This is a genomic window from Glaciimonas sp. OK215, from assembly GCF_057787885.1.
The window spans coordinates 1641148-1662553 of sequence record NZ_CM173544.1; the positions used below are offsets into that span (position 1 = coordinate 1641148).

Sequence of the window (21406 nt, forward strand, 5' to 3'; positions counted from 1 at the left end):
GTATCTGCTACGATTTTAAATTGATGTTGCCCTGCATCGCGCGCTGCTGTTTATTTCGTAATGGTCGCAGATTCGATGATGACTTGCTGAACCGGCACGTCTTGTCCGCCGGTTTGTACTTTTTTGATCTTGTCGACTACTTCAGTACCTTTGATGACTTTGCCGAATACCGCATAACCATAGCCATCCTGGCCCGGGTAGTTCAGGAACTGGTTGTCCTTGACGTTGATAAAGAATTGCGCGGCAGCAGACTGCGGGTCGGAAGTGCGCGCCATGGCCACGCTGTATTCTGTATTTTTCAGGCCGTTGTTGGCTTCGTTTACCACTTTGTTGGGTGCGGATTTCTCGCGCATGTTCTTGTCATAGCCACCGCCCTGAATCATGAAGCCATCAATCACGCGATGGAAAATGGTGCCGTTGTAGTGACCGGTATTGACGTAGCCAAGAAAATTCTTGACTGTCTTTGGTGCTTTATCGGCATTCAGCTCAAGAACGATGTCGCCCATATTGGTTTTCAGCAGCACATGCGGCATGTCGACGGCGTGGGCGATGGAAAAGGCGCTCGACAGAGAAAGAGCGGCAACTGAGGATGCCAACAGGCTAAAAAACTTGCGGCGTGAAGTTTGTACGGTGTGTTGCTTGTTGCGTTGCATGAAAAATTCCTTCGAGTGAGTAATGCGATTTCAGTTTTGTGCAATGCTTGGTTTGCCAGGTTGTTTGATATACTGCGGCGAAAAGAAGCATTTTATCAAACTAAGCATTGCAAAAGAGTTTTGGCGATCTTGTTGCACTGACGTGGCGCACTGACGTGGAGGCAGTGTGCCGACGCCTAGGCAAACGTGCAATAAATTCTATGCCTGAACCAGTAAATCCCATGAGTAACCTGAAAATATATAACACGCTGGCGCGCGCGAAGCAGCCGTTTTCCCCAATTGAGCCAGGCAAGGTGCGCATGTATGTGTGCGGCATGACCGTGTACGACTATTGTCATCTCGGTCATGGTCGTGTGATGGTGGTGTTTGACATGGTGCAGCGCTGGTTGCGGCAGTCGGGGCTGGACGTTACCTACGTGCGGAATATCACCGATATCGACGACAAGATCATCCGCCGTGCGGTGGAGAACGGTGAAACCATCTCGCAATTGACCGCGCGCTTTATTCAGGCCATGGATGAAGACGCGGCCGCACTCGGTGTACAGAAACCGGATCATGAGCCGCGCGCGACCGACTTCGTGCCACAGATGCTGTCGTTGATCGGCAAGCTGGAACGCAATGGTCTGGCGTATAGGGCCGACGACGGCGATGTGAACTACTCGGTACGGGATTTTCCCGGTTACGGCAAGCTATCGGGCAAATCGCTCGACGATCTGCGCGCCGGCGAACGGGTCGATGTCAACACCGGTAAGCGTGACCCGCTGGATTTTGTATTGTGGAAAGCCTCGAAAGAGACCGAGCCGGAAGAAGTCAAATGGACATCGCCGTGGGGCCAGGGCAGACCCGGCTGGCATATCGAATGCTCGGCGATGGCAGAGCACTTGCTAGGCGAACAATTTGATATTCATGGTGGCGGTCAGGATTTGCAATTCCCGCATCATGAAAACGAAATTGCGCAGTCAGAAGGCGCACATGGTCACCAGTTTGTTAATTACTGGATGCACAACGGCTTCATTCGCATTGATGACGAAAAAATGTCGAAATCGTTGGGCAACTTTTTCACGATACGCGACGTATTGGCAAAGTATGAGGCCGAAGTGGTGCGCTTCTTTATCCTGCGTGCGCACTACCGCAGTCCGTTGAATTATGCGGATAGTCATCTGGATGATGCCAAGCATGCCTTGACGCGTCTGTACACAGCATTAAAGGAAGTGCCGCCGGACGACTTGCCGCTCGACGTGAACGAGGCGCATGCGCTGCGTAGCGTCGAAGCGATGAACGATGACTTCAACACCCCGGCGGCGATCGCTATCCTGTTTGATCTGGCGAATGAGGTTAACAAGACCAGATCGCCGGTGCTGGCCAGACAATTGAAGGCGCTGGGCGGCAATCTTGGATTTTTAGGCCGCCTGCCCGACGATTTTCTGAAAGGTCGTGGCGCACTTGAGAGTGCCGTTGATGGCGCCAGCGGTTTGTCGGAAGAAAATATTCAACTGAAAATCGAAGCGCGTCTGGCAGCAAAAAAAGCCAGGGATTTTTCTGCTGCGGACGGCATCCGTGCAGAGTTGATGGCGGCTGGAATCGTGCTGGAAGATAAGCCTGGTGGTCAAACTGAATGGCGGAGGGCGTAGCTCGCATGCAAAAAATAATAACTGTCGATACTAAACTTCATGTGGCGTCGTATTGGGAAGATGCCAAGCTTGAGTTGATGAAACGCGACCGCATCATGCGCAAACTGATCCCGCAATTTGGCGATTTGCACCTGACCGGTCGCGGCGAGGCATTTACGACCCTGGCGCGTTCGGTGATCGGGCAACAAATTTCGATCAAATCGGCGGAAACCGTCTGGCAGAAATTTCTGTTAATCTGCCCAAAATGCTCCCCATCCCAGGTACTGAAAGCCGGAAACGAACAATTGGCAGCATGCGGTTTATCCAAGCGCAAGGCCGAATACATCATCGATTTGGCCGATCATTTCAAGGCCAAACGGGTCCATGCGGACAAGTGGGCCGAGATGGAGGATGAAGACGTCATTGCTGAACTGACCCAGATCCGCGGCATTGGGCGCTGGACAGCGGAGATGTTTTTGATATTTAATCTGCTACGCCCGAATATTTTGCCGTTGGATGACATCGGTTTGCTCAAGGGCATCAGCGTTAATTACTTCTCGGGAGAGCCGGTATCACGCAGCGATGCGCGTGAGGTATCCGCCAACTGGGAGCCGTGGCGTACCGTTGCCACCTGGTATTTATGGCGTAGTCTGGACCCGGTACCGGTAGAATATTGAGTTGCCGCCGAAATACCGCAAAACAGTAAGTACAAATTCGTGAGTACAGATTTGCCGCAGCAGCATGCAACCATGGCAGCGCGCAAAAACAAAGGAACACAATGAGTAAAACCACATTTCTCGGCTTTGAACAGCCGATTGCTGAACTGGATGCCAAGATCGAAGAGCTGCGCTTTGTGCAGGACGATTCGGCAGTCGATATTTCGGAAGAGATAGACCGGTTATCGAAAAAGAGCCAGCAACTGACCAAGGATATCTACGCCAAGCTGACACCTTGGCAGGTCTCGCAGATTGCACGTCATCCACAACGTCCTTATACGATGGATTACGTGAATGAAATGTTCACCGATTTTCATGAGTTGCACGGTGACCGCACCTACGCCGATGACCAGTCTATCGTCGGTGGTCTGGCCCGTTTCAACGGCCAGGCCTGCATGGTGATTGGTCATCAAAAAGGCCGCGATACCAAAGAGCGCGCCATGCGTAATTTCGGTATGCCGAAGCCGGAGGGGTATCGCAAAGCATTGCGCCTGATGAAAGTCGCAGAAAAATTCGGTTTGCCTATCTTTACTTTTGTCGATACGCCCGGTGCGTTCCCCGGTATCGATGCTGAAGAGCGCGGCCAGTCGGAAGCGATTGGGCACAATCTGTACGCGATGGCTGAGCTGAAAGTGCCATTGATCGCGACCATCATCGGCGAAGGCGGTTCGGGCGGCGCACTGGCGATCGCGGTCGGCGATGCGGTGCTGATGTTGCAATACTCGACTTACGCGGTGATTTCGCCAGAAGGTTGCGCCTCGATTTTGTGGAAGAGCGCGGAACGTGCCGCCGATGCAGCTGACGCGCTGGGCTTGACCGCACACCGGTTGAAAGCAATCGGCTTGATCGATAAGATCGTCAACGAACCACTGGGTGGCGCGCACCGCGATCCAAAACAGATGGCGGGTTTGTTGAAGCGCGCATTGGCCGATACCTTGCGTCAGTTGCAGGGGGTCAAGACCAAGGATTTGCTGGCGGCACGCCATGAGAAATTGATGAGCTACGGCAAATTCAAGGAAATTTCGGCGACAGAATAGTGGCAAATCCGCACACGGTCAGTATGGCCGAACATTTTGAAAGCGCGCTGAAAGACATTATTCAGCGCGCTTTTTCCATTGCCCCGAATACCGAGGCGGCTGTCCCGGCGGCGCTGGCGATCGCCTATAGCGGCGGACTCGATTCGTCGGTACTGCTGGACTTGACGGCGCAGTATGCCGCAGCACATCAGATCAAGCTATACGCTTTCCACGTGCATCACGGCATCAGTCCCCACGCCGATCAATGGCTGGCGCACTGTGCAGCCGAATGCGAGCGGCTGGGCGTCGGTTTTGACGCACGCAAAATCGCATTGGGCAATACCGATAAAACCGGGGTCGAAGAGGCTGCGCGTAACAGCCGCTATGCAGCGTTGGGCGAAATGTGCCGTCAGCATCAGGTGCCATTACTGTTAGCCGCCCATCATATCGATGATCAGGCCGAAACCGTACTGCTGCAATTGCTGCGCGGTTCCGGCGTGGCGGGGCTATCCGGCATGGACACGCTGAATGCTGCGCCGACCTTGCTGGGGGATGCCACCTTGCTGATGGCGCGGCCGCTGCTGACGGTGTCGCGCGCGCAGCTTGAGGCCTACGCTGCCAGCCATAGCATTGGCTACGTCGAAGACGAATCCAACCATGATTCACGCTACGCCAGGAACGCCTTGCGGCATCAACTGATGCCGGTGTTAAGTCAATATTTTGTCGGTTTTCAGGAGCGTCTGACGCGTACGGCAGGCCATATGCAGTCGAGCCAGAAACTGCTGGTCGAACTGGCAGCGCAGGATATGGCCACCTGTGCAGGTGAGAACTGTCTTGAACTGGATAAGGTGCGGCAATTGAGTGCAGCACGTATCGACAACTTGTTGCGCTACTGGTTTGGCCTGCACGATCTGCGCATGCCTTCCAGTGCCTGGTTGAGTGAAATGCGGGATCAGTTGCTGTCGGCAAAAGCCGACGCCCAACTTTGCGTAACCCATCCGGAATGCCATATTCGACGTCATCGCAACCGCGTGTTCCTGACGCCGCGAGATGATCTGGATCGTGAAGAGATCGACCCGATCAGCTTCCGCTGGAATGGCGAGACCGCGTTGGCTTTCCCGATCTATGGCGGCGTCCTGCATTTCGATGCGGCGGAGCAGGGCGTGGCAGCCGACTGGTTGCGCCAGCAGCCGCTGCAACTGCAATATCGCAGCGGTGGCGAGCGCCTCAAGCTGGCATTCAATCGACCAACCAAAGCGTTGAAGTATCTTTACCAGGCTGCGGATATTCCAGCCTGGGAGCGTGAATGCTTGCCGCTGGTGCACGCAGGCGGCAAGCTGTTGTTCGCTGCGGGCATCGGTTTCGATTGTCATCAGCTGGCAGCGCAGGGAAGCGGCAATATCAGCTTGCGTTGGAAGCCTGATAACTTGTCTTTGCGCAAAGAGTTGCGCCAAATAAAATTAACCAACCGCTCTTAGGTCGTTACAACAGATATGCCGAGTTCGGGTGGGCTTGCTGAGGGTGACAAACGCATTGCCTCATGAACAATCGAGCGGGTATGCACTGGCTGGAATAGGCCGAATTCGATCATGGCACTTGTCATGCTGCCTCTTAAGGGGTAAAGTTAGCGGTTGTTTTTTATCATCCTGCCACTATCTTCAAGCCCACTTTCTCTACCTTATGGCTTTAATCGTCCACAAATACGGCGGCACTTCGATGGGCTCACCCGAGCGTATCAAGAATGTCGCCAAGCGCGTCGCCAAATGGCATAACGCGGGCCACCAAATCGTCGTCGTTCCTTCGGCAATGTCTGGTGAAACCAACCGTCTCCTGGGTTTGGCCAAAGAAATTAATGCCACTCCCGATCCGCGTGAACTCGACATGCTGGCGTCTACCGGCGAGCAAGCATCGGTCGCGCTGCTGGCGATGGCGTTGCAAGCGATTGGTCAGCCAGCGGTATCCTACGCCGGCTGGCAAGTCGCGATCAAGACCGACTCGGCGCATACCAAAGCACGCATACGCTCGATAGACGACGCCAAGGTGCGACGCGATCTGGACGAAGGCAAGGTGGTGATTATTACCGGCTTCCAGGGTGTTGACGAGAACGGCGATATCACCACCCTCGGTCGTGGTGGTTCCGATACCTCGGCTGTCGCAGTAGCGGCGGCGCTGGGCGCAGCCGAATGCCTGATTTACACCGATGTTGATGGCGTCTACACCACCGATCCGCGTGTGGTTTCGGATGCGCGTCGCCTGAATACGGTGACCTTCGAAGAAATGCTGGAGATGGCCTCGCTAGGCTCAAAAATCCTGCAAATTCGCTCAGTCGAATTTGCCGGTAATTACAAAATGCCAACGCGCGTACTGTCCTCGTTGACTGACCCTTTAATGCCGCTGGAACAAGAAGTGATTTCCGGCACACTGATTTCGTTTGAGGAAGGTACCAAAATGGAACAAGCTACCATTACCGGCATCGCTTTTAGCCGCGATGAAGCAAAAATCACCGTGATCGGCGTGCCTGATCGTCCCGGTATCGCTTACCAGATTCTCGGCGCAGTTGCCGAGGCCAACATCGATGTCGATATGATCATCCAGAATCAGTCGGTTGACGGTAAAACCGATTTCACCTTCACAGTATCGCGTGGCGAGTATGAGAAGACCATGGGTTTGCTCGACAGCAAAGTCAAAGCCCACATCGGCGCCGGCAACATCATCGGCGACAACAAAGTGTCGAAAGTCTCGGTAGTCGGTGTCGGCATGCGCAGTCACGTCGGCATTGCTTCCCAAATGTTCCGCACCTTATCGGAAGAGGGTATCAACATCCAGATGATCTCGACCTCGGAAATCAAGATATCGGTATTGATCGACGAAAAGTACATGGAACTGGCAGTACGCGCCTTGCACAAAGCGTTTGGGTTGGAAAAAGCCTGAGGCTAAAATAATTTTGACTTTTTATAGCTAAAAAGACAGAGTTTTATTGACCAACTTCATATGAAAAGATATCATGCGAAGCCTTGCTGCAGCGATCGCATAATGCAGTAGCAAGTTTGGAGGCGTGGCCGAGTGGTCGAAGGCACTTCCCTGCTAAGGAAGCATATGGGCTTAAACCTGTATCGTGGGTTCGAATCCCACCGCCTCCTCCAAGAATGTTAAGCCCCTGATTATTCAGGGGCTTTTTCATTTTCGGAGGCGATTGTCGCGGCAATCTGTCACTGACTCGATTTCAAAATCAAACGTGCACCTTGTTGTCGGCTCGGTTGCTAGCCTATTCGTTGCCACGTAATCTCTGCGCCCCCGTTGCGATCACCTTTGATTTAGAAATGGAATTACACCGTCGTTGCACGGGATACGTTGCGTGATGCGACTAGATGATGGAGTACCTCACCCTTACCCGGCTTGCTTGCCAAAGTACGCGGCGGTTTTTTAGAATATCTCGCTCATCACTAGCGCGAGGCAATACGCCCTTTAACTTGCGAGTGGCATCTGCGTGACGCTGATTGACTTCGTAGCGATGGTGGTTTGATGTTATAAAGATAATATTTACTCCTATTTCTTGCAGGGCGTTTATGCTATCCTTAGCGCGCTAAATCGTGGGGTTGCATGATTTTCAGGACATGATTGGACGATCTCCGCTTTCCAGAAATTTCCCAAAAAGCCAACGAGCGATCGTTGGTTTTTTTGCGCCTTCAATGAATGTGAGTCGCGAATGCGAGTTGCACGCTTCGTGTGCTTGGTTTGTATAATAGTTGTTCCACTTTAGGTGTACGGTCCAGTGTATGAATACCATCAATAAAAATCCTGTCGAAGACAATTTGCATATCGTTTTTGCCATCGTCACCAAGCAGGATTTCGAAAGTCTTGTGGCGTTACGGATCGCGGCTATGCGAGAGAGTCTGGAGCGCGTCGGTCGTTTCGATCCAGTGCGAGCGCGGGAGCGACTCAGTAGTGGCTTCAAAGCTGAATACGCGCGTCATATCCTGGCCGACGGCGTGCATGCCGGATTCTTCGTGGTGAAGCCATCGGATCAGGCGCTGGTGCTGGAGCACTTGTACATCCATCCCGATTATCAAGGCCGCGGTATAGGTGCGATTGTGATGAAAAGTATTATTGAGCAGGCTGATGCGCTGGGGTTGCCGATCAAAGTCAGCGCGCTAAAGGAAAGCCGTTCAAATGATTTTTATCAATATCACGGCTTTGTCAAAACTGGTGAAAGTGAGTGGGATATTGCGTATGTGCGTCCGGTCGGTACGGAAACCTGAGAAAAACAGGTGGCCGTTCGTCGTGATTTAATGCGCTTCATCGAATACTCGGTAACTAAGCAAATGCAACGAGCGCGGATGCTGAAGCGGGGCGCGTGACGCTAATCGAACGGAGCGTGATCATCGAGTGGGGCGCTTCTGGAAAAATATTCCCACAGGCGGCAAGCACACCAGGGAATTTCTCGACAATGTGCCATGAAAATTCCGCTTGTGGCTCGCCAGAGCATAAATACGCCGGTTCTGTCATGACGAGGTCACACGCGACCGATACTATCCTCGTGTTTCCTCCGATTCCTCCCAAGGATTCGATTTAGCCCGCCGTGCATCAGTGCCGCGGGCTTCTTTTTTGCCTGATCCAGGGCACTAACAATAAACTTATGCAAATCAATGACTTGGACGCTCAGCCGGGTAGTTGTTAACAGAGTTATTCACAGATTCTGTTGATAACTTCTGTGGATAACTTACTGGGCACCTCAGTTGGGCAAGTTATGTGATGGTATCGCTACCGTCCTGCTGCCGACATTTTGACTGACGCACGGGACTACTGTGATATATCAATTGTGAATGGCTGATATCACAACAATAAAGCAGACCGTTATGTTGCGCTGCGATATAGTTACACCTGTCTCCTCCAACACCGCAAAGGTTTGGATTCAACCCGCTAACCAAGGTCAGCGGGTTTTTTTTCGCCTGTAAAAAAGTACTCTTTATATTGCACTGCAGAATGACGGCGCGGAAAAACCGGTGCAGAATTCGTTCCAGCAACAAAAAATCCATTCCCAAAGAGGGCAGGAGACACGGAAGTCCACATGGTCAGTGCCATGTGGACTTTTTTAATGCGTATATTTTTTATGCAGATTGTGCAGTTGTGAGTTGGAAGCTCTGTGCAATCAACTCGTAAGAGCGACGTCGCGCCGCATGATCAAAGGTGGTGGTGACGATCATCACCTCGTCTGCCTGATATGCTTTTGCCACCGCATGGATTTGATCGCGCACCGTCGCTGCTGACCCAACTAGTACGCGTCGACCAAGCTGACTGATGTCCTGGCTGATGCCATTGTCGGCAAAAAATTTCAGTGCCGTCTCGATCGTCGGTACGCCATCCAGACGGCCGCCGGTATGCATTTGCACGATGCGCATGCGATAGCTGGAAGCGATGCACTCGGCCTCCGCATCCGTATCAGCGCAAATCACCTGTACCGCAACCCCGGAGACCGGTGCCGACAAGGCTGCCGACGGTTCGAATTGCTCACGATAACGACCGGCGATGGCAGCACCGTTTGGATTGATGAAATCGGCAAACATATACGGCAAGCCGCGTTCCGCTGCCCAGATACCGCTCTGTCCAGAGGAGCCCAGCAACCATGGCGCTGGCGTCTCGGGGCGACCTGGCAATGCGCTCAGGCGCGCAAACCGATGATCGGCCGGCATCTGGTCCCACAGGTAGGCCAGCAACTCATTCAGCTGTTCCGGAAAGTCATCGGGCAGGCGATGCTCGCGGTCACGCCGTAACGCCGTGGTAGTCAGTGCATCGGTGCCTGCTGCACGGCCCAGCCCAAGATCAATTCGCCCTGGAAATAAACCACTGAGCATGCTGAACTGTTCGGCTACTTTCAACGGACTGTAATGTGGCAGCATAATGCCTCCGCTACCGACCCGAATCCGCGACGTCAGAGAGGCGATCGGGCCAATCAAAACTTCCGGCGCGGCACATGCCAGCCCCAGCGCGCCGTGATGCTCGGCCACCCAGTAGCGGTGGAAGCCAAGTCGATCGGTCAGTTGCGCCAGATCGACCGAGTTGCGCAGTGCCTGTGCACTGCTCGATCCTGCCGAGACTGGTGCCTGATCGAGCACGCTCAGTCGCAGAATGTTGGTGGAGTTGAGAAGAGTGTTGGGCATGATGGATATCGCAGTCGATACAAAAAATTAACACGCAAAAATGAAAGGGCCGACGCACTATCGGATGGCTTGGAGATCAGCTCCGTTCGATGTTGGCCAAATTGTACGGGAGTGCCGCACTCTCTGCTTTTGCGCGAACATGGCGCGGCATCGCTGCCTATCTCGTGACGCCAAGAAAATATCCTTTTGGATCAAGGGGATAGGTCTGAAGTCGTATAGTTATCAACAGGCTTAACCACAAAATCTGTGGGTAACTTTTCTGATTGCCAGTTATTTGACGGTATTGATGTACATGATCATAAGATACGAAATGCTGTGGCAACAGGATGGTTGTTACCGTAGGAACCTTGAGGACTTGAGCGAGCGCTGGCGCCAGAGACGTGACGAAATGATGCGGGGCGGGCTGCTGCGGGGAATGCCTCGACGCTAATGGGGGGGCTTCACGCGTCAGAGCAAGCGCGTAACGTAAAGCACTTGTGGTTGAGATTCGGAAGATTGAGAAAGCAGATAGAGCAGAGAAAGCCACGAAGACTAAGACTGCATAATTTGGTGCGGCTGGCCGGAATCGAACCGGCACAACATTACTGTCGAGAGATTTTAAGTCTCTTGTGTCTACCAGTTTCACCACAGCCGCACATCGAGCCGGCGATTTTAACATCACTAGCAGTCGCATGCCAACTACCTGCTAAGAACATACACTTAGGCACAGGGGCTTGGGCGATCATGTCGGGCTGCCGCAAGGTCTGCTTGCAGCTGCAACCTGGGCCGCTTCACAAATTGCGCAAGAGGCGTTTACAGTTCGGTTCTACAATGTGCAGACCTTCCGCAGCAAATCCCGCGTGTCTGGAAGGCATCCCACTGTCCTTTGCTGCAGTCAGGGCGCAATTGGTTTGGAGGTGCTGCATCAAGGCTTGGTCAAAATGTAGATGCAAGTGGTTGGCGGTAGTGGTTTGGTGCTAGGATTCCTCCATGTTTGAGGAGAACGAGATGACCTTTACGCGTGGCGATGACGAATATCTGCTTACGCTGCAGATTACCCCTGGCGACGATGAAGGTTTCACTTGGAGGGTGTATTTAGTTTTGTGTAAACGGTCATTTGGCAGGACACTGCCACCATAGAGGAAAAAATGACCTACGTAAAACGCAGCAAACGGGCCAAGCCCGATCCTGAACTGGTCAAGCTGGCGGACAGCCTGCTTGCCAACTACAAAAAACCTGAAGACCTGATTGGCGAAAATGGCTTGCTCAAGCAATTGACCAAGATGTTGGTCGAGCGTGCGCTGGAGGTCGAGATGACGGACCATCTCGGTCACGGCAAAAGCGACGCGGTGATCAACGACACGGCCAACACTCGCAACGGCCACAGCAGTAAGACGCTCAAAGGCGATTTCGGCGCACTCCCGCTCGATATTCCCCGCGATCGTCAAGGCGCGTTTGAACCGCAAATCGTCAGCAAGCATCAGACCCGCTGGACCGGCTTCGACGACAAGATCATCTCCCTGTATGCCCGTGGCCTGACGGTCAGGGAGATCCAGAGCCACCTTGAAGAGATTTATGGTGCCGAAGTATCGCCAAGCCTAATATCGTCCGTCACAGACGCTGTGAGCGAGGATGTGAAGGTCTGGCAGGCCCGGCCGCTCGATGCCTTGTATCCGATTCTGTATCTCGACTGCATCCACGTCAAAGTGCGCGACACAGGGGCTGTCCGAAACAAGGCCGTCTACCTGGCCATCGGCGTGAACATGGAGGGCCACAAGGAAGTGCTGGGCCTGTGGATCGCTCAGACCGAGGGTGCCAAATTCTGGTTGCAAGTGGTGACCGAGTTGAAGAACCGTGGCGTGCAAGACATCTTCATTGCCTGCGTCGATGGGTTGAAAGGCTTCCCTGACGCCATCGAGGCGGTCTATCCGAAAGCAGCTGTTCAGCTATGCATCGTTCACATGGTGCGTAACAGCCTGAACTTCGTTCCCTGGAAAGTGCAGAAGGAAGTGGCTACCGATCTGAAGCGAATCTACAGTGCGGCGACCGTCGATGAAGCCGAACTCATGCTCACCGAATTTGAGTCAAAGTGGGACAAGGACTACCAGTCGATCAGCCTGTCCTGGCGGCGAAATTGGGCTCGGATCACGCCGTTCTTCGACTACCCGCCGGAAATCCGCAAGGTCATTTACACCACCAACGCCATTGAATCCATTAATATGAGCCTGCGGAAAGTCATCAAAACCCGCAGTTCATTCCCAACTGATGAGGCTGTCAGCAAGCTGTTTTATCTGGCACTCAACAACATCAGCAAGAAGTGGACGATGCCCTTGCGGGACTGGAAAGGAGCACTCAACCGCTTCACAATTCAGTTTGAAGAACGGATGACGCCGAATTAAACGAAATTCCGTTTACACAAAATCCCGCACACCCTCTTCACTGGGAAATTGTTGTTACCGAGAATCGAGATGGCCGTATCACGCAATCCAAAGAGCTTTCTCCTGGCTCTTTCGATACGACTGAAGATGCAGAAGCCGACGGCAAAACGCAATTGCTCAAGATGTTTCAGAGACGCGTTCCAGGCTGAGAAACCGCGCTTCATGTTGGCTCCCCATCTACGCAAACTGCTGTACCTGCCAGCCGTCGTAGCCAAAAGCTGCAACCCTCACATCAAAGCCCTCTATGAACGATTGCTCGAACGTGGCAAACCGAAAATGGCCGCTATCGGCGCTGCCATGCGCAAGCTCGCCCATTTGTGTTTCGGCGTCGTCAAATCCGGCAAGCCGTATGACCACTTTTGGCAAATTCAGGCTTGACCGGCAAGACGGTATCTACTTTTTCGTTATCAACTACACTCAAGGCGCTTCGTCTTGAAGAAAAACATTTATCTACTAGTCTTCTGCCTGTCTTGCGTGCTTTCAGCCGCAGCTGCTGTAGAAAGTGCCTCGCCACAGACTATGACGCCGGAGTCATCAAAGCTTCGCACCGCCTCATATGACGGTAAGTGGTCAGGTATCGTCAATTGCCTTTACGATCCAGGACTTTGGCCGGACGACGATTGCGCCATTGGTCTTACGTTCGAAATTAGCGGGAATGCGCTGTCGGTACTGCAGGTTGTGCGAAGCAAGACGGGGGCGGAAACCAAGTCTGAAATCAATCCAGGGAGGTTTCGATTCACTCAGCTGGCCACGAACGCGGTGGCAATTTCACTACTCACTGGGAACGACGAAGATGGCACTTGGGTGGAGACCTGGTCTTTCGCTATGACGCTGAAAGACCCGGACCATATGATCGTGCATTGGACACGAATTGTTAACAACGTCGACATGCCGCTGAACAAGAAGGGCAGCAAGTTTTCCTCGGTCGGCATGGGAGAGCTTTTGCGAACACAAACTCCGCTTTAGACAAGGCGATATGGGCGGCGAAGTCCGCTTCCGGAATTGGCCTCTTGGTGGGAAATGGAATGGACCCCTCCCACCCACGAGGGTGACGATGCGCACAGGCAGGTTTTCCCAAGTGGCAGTGAGAATCAATAAAGAACTCGTCGCTTTCAAAGCAGTAAATTCACTCCACCGTCACAATTTCCCAAGTTCGGGCGTGGTAGGATTGTCTTTCCATTGGGAGGCAGCCATGACGCGCCAATTGATTGACCGAAACGATCTGCTCAAGATGATTAATGATCACTTGGAGTCCCTGCATGATTGCCGTAATTTGCATATTTCGGCGGTCGTTCAGGACCATGCCTACACACATGGAGGAAATTGGACGACTAGCGGGCTTCGGCGTTCTGGCAACGACAATGACGAACTGGTATGTAAGGAAGCTATTGCGAACTTCATGCGCGACTTGCAGGCGAGTTACGACATTCAATAAGAATGAAGCTATCTTAATTGGCAGTAAGATAGTCGTGCCGCCCTCACAATCGCACAAGTTTGGGCCGTGTAGGATTGCCTTTCTAACAGGGGGAGCGCCATGCCATCGAAAATCATAAATCTAATCGATCCGACCTATCATGCAGACAAAGACAGCGTAAGCTTTACCGCGGAATGCGAGGGGGAAACGAAGTATGTCTTTATTCCTATAGAGAGCCTGAAGGCCGTCTCCAATCTCCCCGCTTCCGCGGATATTCCGTCGCATTTCGACGAGGCTAGTCATTCCATCATTCAAGTGTTGCGCAGATATTTCGGTGTGCATCCGGTCTCGAATCCTGTTTTCCTCGGGGAAGAAGACTTTTCCTGACATCACGCCACCCTCGCAATCCCGCGTTCATGCGCAAAGTTATCGATGATCAGTCCGTCGGGAACGCAGAACGCTATCGCCAGCAACGGAAAGGCTCCGGGGTCAATACCTGCAGCGCCAGTGCTAAAGCCCTATTCTGGATAAGCCGGCAGAGCCGCAGTCACCTGAGGCCATTGAGGCGGGCTTGGCCGCTATGCGTGAGGCCCGCGGCAAACTGCTGGAGCGCGATCCGGGGGGGCATTGTGCAATACAGTAGTTTTACTGTATTGCACTGCACCAAATTTGGTGTAAAGTTCAGTTGTCTCCTCCAATTCCCACCGTGAATTGGATTCAGCCCGCCGCCGCAAGGTTCGCGGGCTTTTTTTTGCTCTGCGAGAGTGCCGCGCGGCTGACCAGGCATGCACGCGCTGCGACTGCTTGCCTTCGGATCGTTTGCCGCAGCCGTTCTCATACGAGGATCGTGGGTAACAAACAAAAACGGCTGACGTTTTCGATGACTAGGTGGGAATATCTGCGCTCTGGACCGACGCAGCCAACGTAGCTTCCAGGTGGTCTACGCGACGAAGTACGGTCTCAAGAACCGTGGTGTTGATTTGCAAGGCCTCTTCCAGGTTGGATGACGGCGTGAAGCTCTTGACCAGGCGTGCAACTATTTCAGCATTCATGCTCCGGTTATTGGCTTTGGCGGCTTCTGCGATTTGGTCCCGCATCCCATCGGGCAAGCGCACCATAAAGCGCTCTTGCGCATCGCTTGGGTAGATTTTGTCTGTCATCGTTAAATAATAGTAGCGATTCGCCATATTTATAACGGTTGCGACTCGACATATTTTGAATTTGTCGAACAGCATTGGCAATGCTCTATTCATCGAAGGAACATCCGGCAGAACGAGAATCAAGATGAAAATTACGCTATCACTTCTAAAAAGAATCATTCCTAATATGATTCCTAGTATCTCCTGTAGTAACTGTATTGAGACCTGTATAGACTAAGCGCTGCAATTTTCACTTAGCCAGGCGGCATTCTCTGGGTTTTCCAAGATTAAAAAACAATGATGCAAAATGATGATGCGACACAACGAACAACATCGTATTGATACCATTGGTTGGTTGCGTGCTGCGGTACTCGGGGCCAATGACGGCATCGTTTCGACTGCAAGCCTGGTTCTTGGGGTAGCCTCGGCGCATGCCACACATGGAAATATTCTGCTCGCGGGTGTTACCGGGCTGGCGGCCGGCGCCATGTCGATGGCCACAGGAGAATATGTGTCGGTGCATTCGCAAGCCGATACCGAAAAGGCGGCCTTAGCCGAAGAAAGTGCCGAACTCAAAGCGGATTATCACAGCGAGCATCGGGAATTGACTGCGATCTATGTGCATCGCGGCCTCGATCTGCCGCTTGCAAAACAGGTTGCCGAAAAGCTGATGGTGCACGATGCACTCGGCGCGCATGCACGCGATGAATTGGGCATTTCGAAAGCAACATCTTCCCGTCCGTTGCAAGCGGCGTTCGCCTCTGCGTGCAGCTTTGTCGCAGGCGCCGCATTGCCGCTTGCCGTTGCTGCAATTGCTCCTGATGCGCAACTTATTCCTGCAGTGACAATTGCGGCACTGGTATCTCTCGCCTTTTTAGGCGGCCTGGCCGCAAAAACGGGTGGCGCAGAAATCCTCCCGGGCGTGATGCGCGTGACGTTCTGGAGCGCGTTGGCAATGGGCGTGACATCAAGTGTCGGCGCCATGTTTGGCGCGGCAGCATAAGTAATTTGATTTTGGATTTGATATGACCCCCGCCGTGCCGATGTACCATCACGTTCCACACCTTTCGCGAAGAAAAAATGCAAACGATAAACGCTCCCATTTACACCGCACCCGCGAAGCTCTTTCATTGGCTGACGGTATTGCTACTCGTGATCCAGTACGCGCTCGGATGGCTGATGCCGGATGTGCATCGCGATACGCAGCCGGTCGGATTAATCAGCTGGCACCTGTCGATCGGCGTGCTGATCGTCTTGCTGGTCCTGATGCGGCTGCTGTGGCGTTGGACCCACCGGACGCCGCCCGAGCCGCAGATGCTGTCGCCGCTGTTGCAGTGGGTCGCACGCGCGACGCACTGGCTGCTTTACCTGCTGCTGGTCGCGTTCCCGCTGATGGGGTGGGCCAATGCATCAGCGCGCGGCTGGCCGGTGTCGCTGTTCGGCGTGCTGCCTCTGCCGCCACTGTCGGCGAAGGGCTCTCCGCTCGGTCATGCTTTTGGCGAATTGCACAAGCCGACCGTCTGGGTACTGATCGCTGTGGTCGCATTGCATGTTGCGGGCGCGCTGTACCACCACTTCATTCTCAAGGACGACACGTTGCGGCGTATGTTGCCGGAGCGTTAGCGCGTTTGGTCGAGTGAGGGCAAGTGTTCTCTTCGCAGTTGAAACCGCGCGATCCGAGCGTTCGCTCAGGGGTGCCCATCCCATAAGTCTGGGCCAAGAGCAGTCTCATAATCAGGGGCCGCCAGCCAGTTGCGTACCTGCCGGGCGACCCACGGCCCATCATCCAGGGGGAGATCGTGACCCGCACTGGGGTGCATGACCAAGGGGGCTTGCCATCGGCTGGCCAGACGCTGAGAGCAGCGCGGGTTCACCAGTTGGTCCATGGCACTGGCGAGAATCAGCATTGGCGGCGCTGGTTTGCGCATCGGAGCACAATAGCGCCCGGCCGCGATCAATTGGCGCAGCGCATTGTTACGTGAGACCGGATATTCCTGCTTATAGGTGACCCAGGCAGCCAGGGTATCTGTGTGGGGCTCGCCATTGCAGCTGGTCAGGCGCAAGATCAACTGCTCTTGTTTGACAAGATCAGACGGTCGCAAGGCCAAACCGAATAAATCAGGGTAATTGCGCGGCCGCAGACGCTGATAGAACGGACTGAACGGGCGCAGGCTGGTGTTGATCAACACGCAGCCATTAAGTTCTTCCGGATAGCGCGCACCCCAGGCGACCGCCACCATCGCACCCAGGGACAATGCGAGGACTTGATAGGGCGGCGCGATGCCGCGCGTCTGCAGGTCCCGCCGGCAATGTTCCACCATGTCTTCGACCCGCAGCGGGCTTGGCATCCGGTGCAAGCGGCCATTGCCTGGCAGGTCGAGCAGAACCACGTCGGCCCCGGCAATTTCGGTACTGAAAACCGCCGGAAAATTTCCCCAATGGCGCATCTCGCGCATCAGCCCGCGCAAGAAGATCCAGGTACTCATTCTGTTTGGTCTCGGTACCAACGGCGAACAGCCCGTTGCTGTTGTTGCGCCCGCGCTGCGCCAACGGGCAGCCAACGCTGATGTCCGCATGCAGCGCGCGTCAGAAAATCCAGCCAGACCAAATGGCTGCGTAATACCCGCTGCAGACGATGATTGGGTTGAGGGTTAAAGATGCCATGGCGAGAAAAGAGTTGCAGCGGATTTTTTTTGACCCACAGCCAGGAACCCATTTCCAGCGTTAACGGCAAGAAAATGCGCTGGTCGTTGAAAGCCGCCTGCAGGTATAGGTAATCCCACAGATCGCCATGGGTCAGATATTGCCGGCTTTGCGGCTCAAACAGGTAGTTGTGATTGGGGTAGGTCTGGTCGAACAGCTGTTCCAGGGCAAACACTTCCGGCAGATGCCGGATAGGCACCGCAGTGTGCGCATGGGGAAACCATATCCGGTCGCGCAGGCCGAATCCGGAGTGACAGTCCAGGGCGAGACTGAAGGGGCGGGGGAATAGCTCGTCTTGCACAACACGGCAAAGCGCCTGGCTTTCGATTTCCATCGGTGCGCCGGCGATACCGCGAAACCAGGGGAGGCGTGTGCTGATGCGCTGTCCGCCGAGCAGAAAAGGGACCTTGGCCACGGCTTCGACCGGGGCATTGCGCATCAAGTCCACGCCTTGCGGGTTGCTGCGAGTGCATTCCCACATGCCGCCAGGGTTCACCAGCGGCATGAAAATCAGGCGAACCGAGTCCAGCTGGCGCTGCAGTACGCTATCCCAACGCAGGCGTGTCAGCAAGCTGTGCAAAAAAACCAGCAAGATTTGCGTGCCTATGCGCTCCAGGCCATGGATGCCGCCAAAAAAACCGACTGCAGGCGCGTCAGTATCCTGACTTCCCAGCGACAGGGCATAAATGGGGAAGCGAGCTCCGTCCGCCGTGACTTCGGCGACGTTTCGCACCTCAAGATGCGGCGCACCTTCTGTGATGATGCGCTCCAACTCGACCAGTTCGGGTAGCCTGCATGCGGTCATGATGCCTGATTGTTTGGATGGCAATTTGATTGAGAATAGGCCGGACGGCCGTTTAGTTCAACCTTTCATATTTGCAGCCAACATGCGATCCAAAAAAATTATCCCAGCATCCCTGCGATACCGGCATACAGTCCAAAACCAGCCGTTAACATAAAAATCAAACCAACCATCTGCGCGTATTTACCCTTCAGACGTAGCGATTCCGGGAGTTCGGTACAGGCCAGTTTGTAGAGAAACACCAAGACAATCGGCAATAGCAGCGCATTCACAACACCAGTGGCAATCGACAAGTGGACCAAATTGACGCCTGAGCATACCAATGCGCCAGCGGCCACCAGCATGATTCCGAATGCTGCATAGAACCACGGCGCTTCGGTCGGATGCTGCTCCAGTGAATGCCGGACACCAATCACTTCACCAACCGACCAGGCAGCGGTCAGGCATACCACGATGGTGGCAACCAAGGCACCACCGCTGAGCCCGACGGCAAATACGATGCGTCCGAACGTATCGCCCAGGACGGCAGTAAATGCCTCGGCGATCTGTGGCACATTCTCCAGGCTGGTTCCATGTTGACCAAGGGAGGCTGCAGCTGCCACCAGCACCGCCGCCTGGAGCGTCTGGCAGAGAATTGCACCAAGCAAGGTCTCGTATCTGGCGACTTTCAAATGCGCCAGCGACAGCCCTTTATCAAGCAGCGCGGACTGCTGGTAAAACATCGTCCAAGGCATGATACTTGTGCCCAGATTGGCAGCGAGAAGATAGAGATAGCTCTTGTCGCTTAACGGCATTTGCTTGATCTGGGCCAGCATTTGTCCGGTGTCGGGATTGGCTTTCCAGGCAACAACCAGGAAAGTGAGTCCAAACAGGCCCAAAAACATCGCGATCCGTTCAACCGAATGATATGAGCCGGTCCACATCATGGTGAAGGTCAGAATGACAATCAGCGTGATCGTCTGCCAAATGGGTACGCCAAATAATTGCCCGACTCCAGCAAGGCCACTCATTTGCGTCAACAAGGCGCCGAAGCAGCTGATAATCAGAATGGTCATCGACAAAAAAGCCATGCCACGCCCGAACCGCTGCCGAATCAATTCACCGTAACCTTTGCCGGTACCCAGGCCGAGCCTGACTGTCAGCTCCTGAACCATGAACAAGAGTGGAATGACCAGGAACTGCAACAGCAGCAGCCGATAGCCCCACTGCGCACCGCTCTGAGCGGCGGTAATCACACTGCCGGCCTCTGTATCGGCGAACATGACGACAAGTCCGGGGCCGATGGTTAAGGCAATACGCCGTAATCTGCTGGTAGTGCCGCTATAAGCTGTCATCTGAATTGAAAGGTGTGGCCGGAGACGGAAAATAGCTGTGGCAATCAGCAAGGCCGGTATTGTCTTAGGCAGGAGCAAACCAGACGCTTCGCGTTTATTGGCAATTTCCAGCAGTTATGCGGCGCCAATTCGACTGGTCGGATTTTACTATAAGCGCGTGAATAATGGCGTGGCGGCCTGGCGATCATTGTTCGGCACGGCAGGCAGGGATGACCAGCAAGGAATAGGAAGAAGCCGTGTCGATGTACGCGGCTCGGGCTTCCGGGAAAGCGCGAGGGCAAAGATCCGCGTGTGGGGCTATTCACGTATTTGGCGCAACCGATCGCTTCAGCCTGGACGACAGGACGCTCACACAATGCCTTGGCCGTTTTGCGCTTGCTGCTTCGCCACCGACGCAATGCGCTGTTGGTAGAACACTTCAAAATTGATTTCCGCCAGGTGCACTGGCGGAAATCCGGCACGGGTAATGGCATCAGCGATGTTGGCACGCAGATAGGGATAGATGATGGTTGGGCAACCGATACCCAGCAGCAGGTCAAGTTGTTCGGCGGGAAGGTTGCGGGCTTCAAAAACCCCCGCTTGCCTGCCTTCAACCAGGAAGGCGACTTTGTCGCTGATCTTCGCAGTGACGATGATGTTCACACTGGATTCAAAAATGCCTTCAGCGAGAGGTTCAGTGCCGACATCAACCGACACCTCGATCCTGGGCGCATCTTGCTCAAGAAAAATTGCCGGAGAATTCGGCTGCTCCAGCGACAAGTCCTTCAGATAAACGCGTTGAATTTCGAATATCGGTTGCAGGTTTTCGGCTGACATGAAACGCTTTCGTTAGATTTAAAAACAGACGGCAACGCCGCCCGGACAAGGGGCCGGATGAAGCAGCCCCTGACAGTCCGTCCGCTAGTTGGCTTTTTCCGGCAATGGCAGATGCACCCAATCGTTGTAGAAAGCTTCTATATCCGGCTCAAATTCGTGAATCACCGGATACCAGGGAGTAGGCGCTTCGACGTCGTGCATGGTCCCGCACTCGGGGCAATAGTACTCGCGGTACACCTGCCAGTCAGTGTCCGGGGCCATCAGCTTCGGATAGACTTCATGCATGGCTTCCGGCGTATCGCGAACGTAAACCAGCGCCTCAAGTTTCCAGTTCTTGCGGTAGTCGCCAAACTCGTGACCGCAACTGCATTTGGTGACCCACTCCTTGGTTTTTTTGTTTTGCGCAATGTAAAGATGCAAGCTGATCGGAAGAATCACCTTGTCATCCCATGGCAACTTGGACTGCAGCGCATTCAAATACATACGGAAGCGATCATGGTCCTTCGGCATGGATAGCATGCGCATGGTGGTTTCCCAGTCCAGCTTGCCTTCCACCAGATAGTTCACTTGCTCTTGTGTGTAAACAGACATTTCATATCTCCAATATATAGGCTGGCCGGGGCACTAG

Annotated in this window: 21 protein-coding genes, 2 tRNA genes and 1 pseudogene; 14 read left to right on the plus strand and 10 right to left on the minus strand. The window is 53.9% G+C overall.

The annotated features are described in order from the left end of the window. Positions 1-50 precede the first annotated feature (50 nt). Positions 51-653 (minus strand): peptidylprolyl isomerase, encoded by a 603-nt coding sequence (locus tag AC3CHX_RS07370; protein WP_488643404.1) that lies wholly within the window; start codon positions 651-653, stop codon positions 51-53. A 221-nt stretch (positions 654-874) separates the two neighbouring features. On the opposite strand from AC3CHX_RS07370, the gene cysS reads away from it, so the two are divergent. From cysS to AC3CHX_RS07405, 7 genes are all read left to right on the plus strand, one after another. Beyond that, positions 875-2284, plus strand: a complete 1410-nt coding sequence (gene cysS, locus AC3CHX_RS07375; protein WP_488643405.1) for a cysteine--tRNA ligase — start codon at positions 875-877, stop codon at positions 2282-2284. Positions 2285-2289: 5 nt separating this feature from the next. Next, positions 2290-2940, plus strand: a complete 651-nt coding sequence (locus tag AC3CHX_RS07380; protein ID WP_488643406.1) for a DNA-3-methyladenine glycosylase family protein — start codon at positions 2290-2292, stop codon at positions 2938-2940. Positions 2941-3041: 101 nt separating this feature from the next. Further along, positions 3042-4016 carry an acetyl-CoA carboxylase carboxyltransferase subunit alpha gene (locus AC3CHX_RS07385; protein WP_488643407.1) on the plus strand — a complete coding sequence of 325 codons (975 nt, stop codon included), beginning with the start codon at positions 3042-3044 and terminating at the stop codon, positions 4014-4016. After that, entirely contained in the window at positions 4016-5473 is a 1458-nt protein-coding gene (tilS, locus tag AC3CHX_RS07390) for a tRNA lysidine(34) synthetase TilS (protein WP_488643408.1), read from the plus strand. Before AC3CHX_RS07385 ends, tilS begins: the two co-directional genes overlap by 1 nt. Before the next feature lie 202 nt (positions 5474-5675). Then, positions 5676-6926 (plus strand): aspartate kinase, encoded by a 1251-nt coding sequence (locus AC3CHX_RS07395; RefSeq protein WP_488643409.1) that lies wholly within the window; start codon positions 5676-5678, stop codon positions 6924-6926. A 118-nt stretch (positions 6927-7044) separates the two neighbouring features. Next, positions 7045-7138, plus strand: a tRNA-Ser gene (locus AC3CHX_RS07400). 633 nt (positions 7139-7771) lie between these two features. Continuing rightward, positions 7772-8254, plus strand: coding sequence for a GNAT family N-acetyltransferase (locus AC3CHX_RS07405; protein WP_488643410.1), 483 nt, complete (start codon positions 7772-7774; stop codon positions 8252-8254). 661 nt (positions 8255-8915) lie between these two features. Here the strand turns inward: AC3CHX_RS07405 and AC3CHX_RS07410 are convergent. The 3 genes from AC3CHX_RS07410 to AC3CHX_RS07420 form a co-directional block, all read right to left on the minus strand. Then, the gene (locus AC3CHX_RS07410; protein ID WP_488643411.1) at positions 8916-9077 is read right to left on the minus strand and encodes a hypothetical protein; all 162 of its coding nucleotides are present in this window, start codon (positions 9075-9077) and stop codon (positions 8916-8918) included. A 26-nt stretch (positions 9078-9103) separates the two neighbouring features. Continuing rightward, positions 9104-10153, minus strand: a complete 1050-nt coding sequence (locus tag AC3CHX_RS07415; RefSeq protein ID WP_488643412.1) for an LLM class flavin-dependent oxidoreductase — start codon at positions 10151-10153, stop codon at positions 9104-9106. Positions 10154-10700: 547 nt separating this feature from the next. Continuing rightward, a tRNA-Leu gene (locus tag AC3CHX_RS07420) sits at positions 10701-10787 on the minus strand. Positions 10788-11280: 493 nt separating this feature from the next. Here AC3CHX_RS07420 and AC3CHX_RS07425 point away from each other — a divergent pair. From AC3CHX_RS07425 to AC3CHX_RS07445, 5 genes and pseudogenes are all read left to right on the plus strand, one after another. Beyond that, positions 11281-12531 (plus strand): IS256 family transposase, encoded by a 1251-nt coding sequence (locus AC3CHX_RS07425; protein ID WP_488629134.1) that lies wholly within the window; start codon positions 11281-11283, stop codon positions 12529-12531. A 216-nt stretch (positions 12532-12747) separates the two neighbouring features. Continuing rightward, positions 12748-12948, plus strand: a pseudogene (locus AC3CHX_RS07430) (IS110 family transposase); the annotation flags it as partial. 54 nt (positions 12949-13002) lie between these two features. Next, positions 13003-13536, plus strand: coding sequence for a hypothetical protein (locus tag AC3CHX_RS07435; RefSeq protein WP_488643413.1), 534 nt, complete (start codon positions 13003-13005; stop codon positions 13534-13536). Positions 13537-13762: 226 nt separating this feature from the next. Then, complete coding sequence (locus AC3CHX_RS07440; protein WP_488643414.1) at positions 13763-14005, plus strand: hypothetical protein; 243 nt, start codon at positions 13763-13765, stop codon at positions 14003-14005. A gap of 99 nt (positions 14006-14104) precedes the next feature. After that, positions 14105-14371, plus strand: coding sequence for a hypothetical protein (locus AC3CHX_RS07445; RefSeq protein WP_488643415.1), 267 nt, complete (start codon positions 14105-14107; stop codon positions 14369-14371). Positions 14372-14868: 497 nt separating this feature from the next. Here the strand turns inward: AC3CHX_RS07445 and AC3CHX_RS07450 are convergent, their stop codons facing one another. Then, a complete protein-coding gene (locus tag AC3CHX_RS07450; protein ID WP_488643416.1) occupies positions 14869-15303 on the minus strand; it encodes an Arc family DNA-binding protein in 435 nt (144 codons plus the stop codon). 127 nt (positions 15304-15430) lie between these two features. Between AC3CHX_RS07450 and AC3CHX_RS07455 the strand changes: the two genes are divergently transcribed. Together AC3CHX_RS07455 and AC3CHX_RS07460 are read left to right on the plus strand one after the other, a co-directional pair. Beyond that, complete coding sequence (locus AC3CHX_RS07455) at positions 15431-16126, plus strand: VIT1/CCC1 transporter family protein (protein WP_488643417.1); 696 nt, start codon at positions 15431-15433, stop codon at positions 16124-16126. 77 nt (positions 16127-16203) lie between these two features. Next, positions 16204-16746, plus strand: coding sequence for a cytochrome b (locus AC3CHX_RS07460; protein WP_488643418.1), 543 nt, complete (start codon positions 16204-16206; stop codon positions 16744-16746). Between the two features lie 65 nt (positions 16747-16811). On the opposite strand, the gene AC3CHX_RS07465 is transcribed toward AC3CHX_RS07460, so the two are convergent. The 5 genes from AC3CHX_RS07465 to AC3CHX_RS07485 all read right to left on the minus strand — a co-directional run bounded on the left by AC3CHX_RS07465 (position 16812) and on the right by AC3CHX_RS07485 (position 21369). Next, positions 16812-17609 (minus strand): alpha/beta fold hydrolase, encoded by a 798-nt coding sequence (locus tag AC3CHX_RS07465; protein ID WP_488643419.1) that lies wholly within the window; start codon positions 17607-17609, stop codon positions 16812-16814. Then, positions 17606-18631, minus strand: a complete 1026-nt coding sequence (locus tag AC3CHX_RS07470; protein WP_488643420.1) for a M14 family zinc carboxypeptidase — start codon at positions 18629-18631, stop codon at positions 17606-17608. Before AC3CHX_RS07470 ends, AC3CHX_RS07465 begins: the two co-directional genes overlap by 4 nt. 98 nt (positions 18632-18729) lie before the next feature. Continuing rightward, positions 18730-19890, minus strand: coding sequence for an NRAMP family divalent metal transporter (locus AC3CHX_RS07475; protein WP_488643421.1), 1161 nt, complete (start codon positions 19888-19890; stop codon positions 18730-18732). A 420-nt stretch (positions 19891-20310) separates the two neighbouring features. Beyond that, a complete protein-coding gene (gene secB, locus AC3CHX_RS07480) occupies positions 20311-20778 on the minus strand; it encodes a protein-export chaperone SecB (RefSeq protein WP_488643422.1) in 468 nt (155 codons plus the stop codon). An 84-nt stretch (positions 20779-20862) separates the two neighbouring features. Next, entirely contained in the window at positions 20863-21369 is a 507-nt protein-coding gene (locus AC3CHX_RS07485; RefSeq protein WP_488643423.1) for an acetone carboxylase subunit gamma, read from the minus strand. Between the last annotated feature and the right edge of the window lie 37 nt (positions 21370-21406).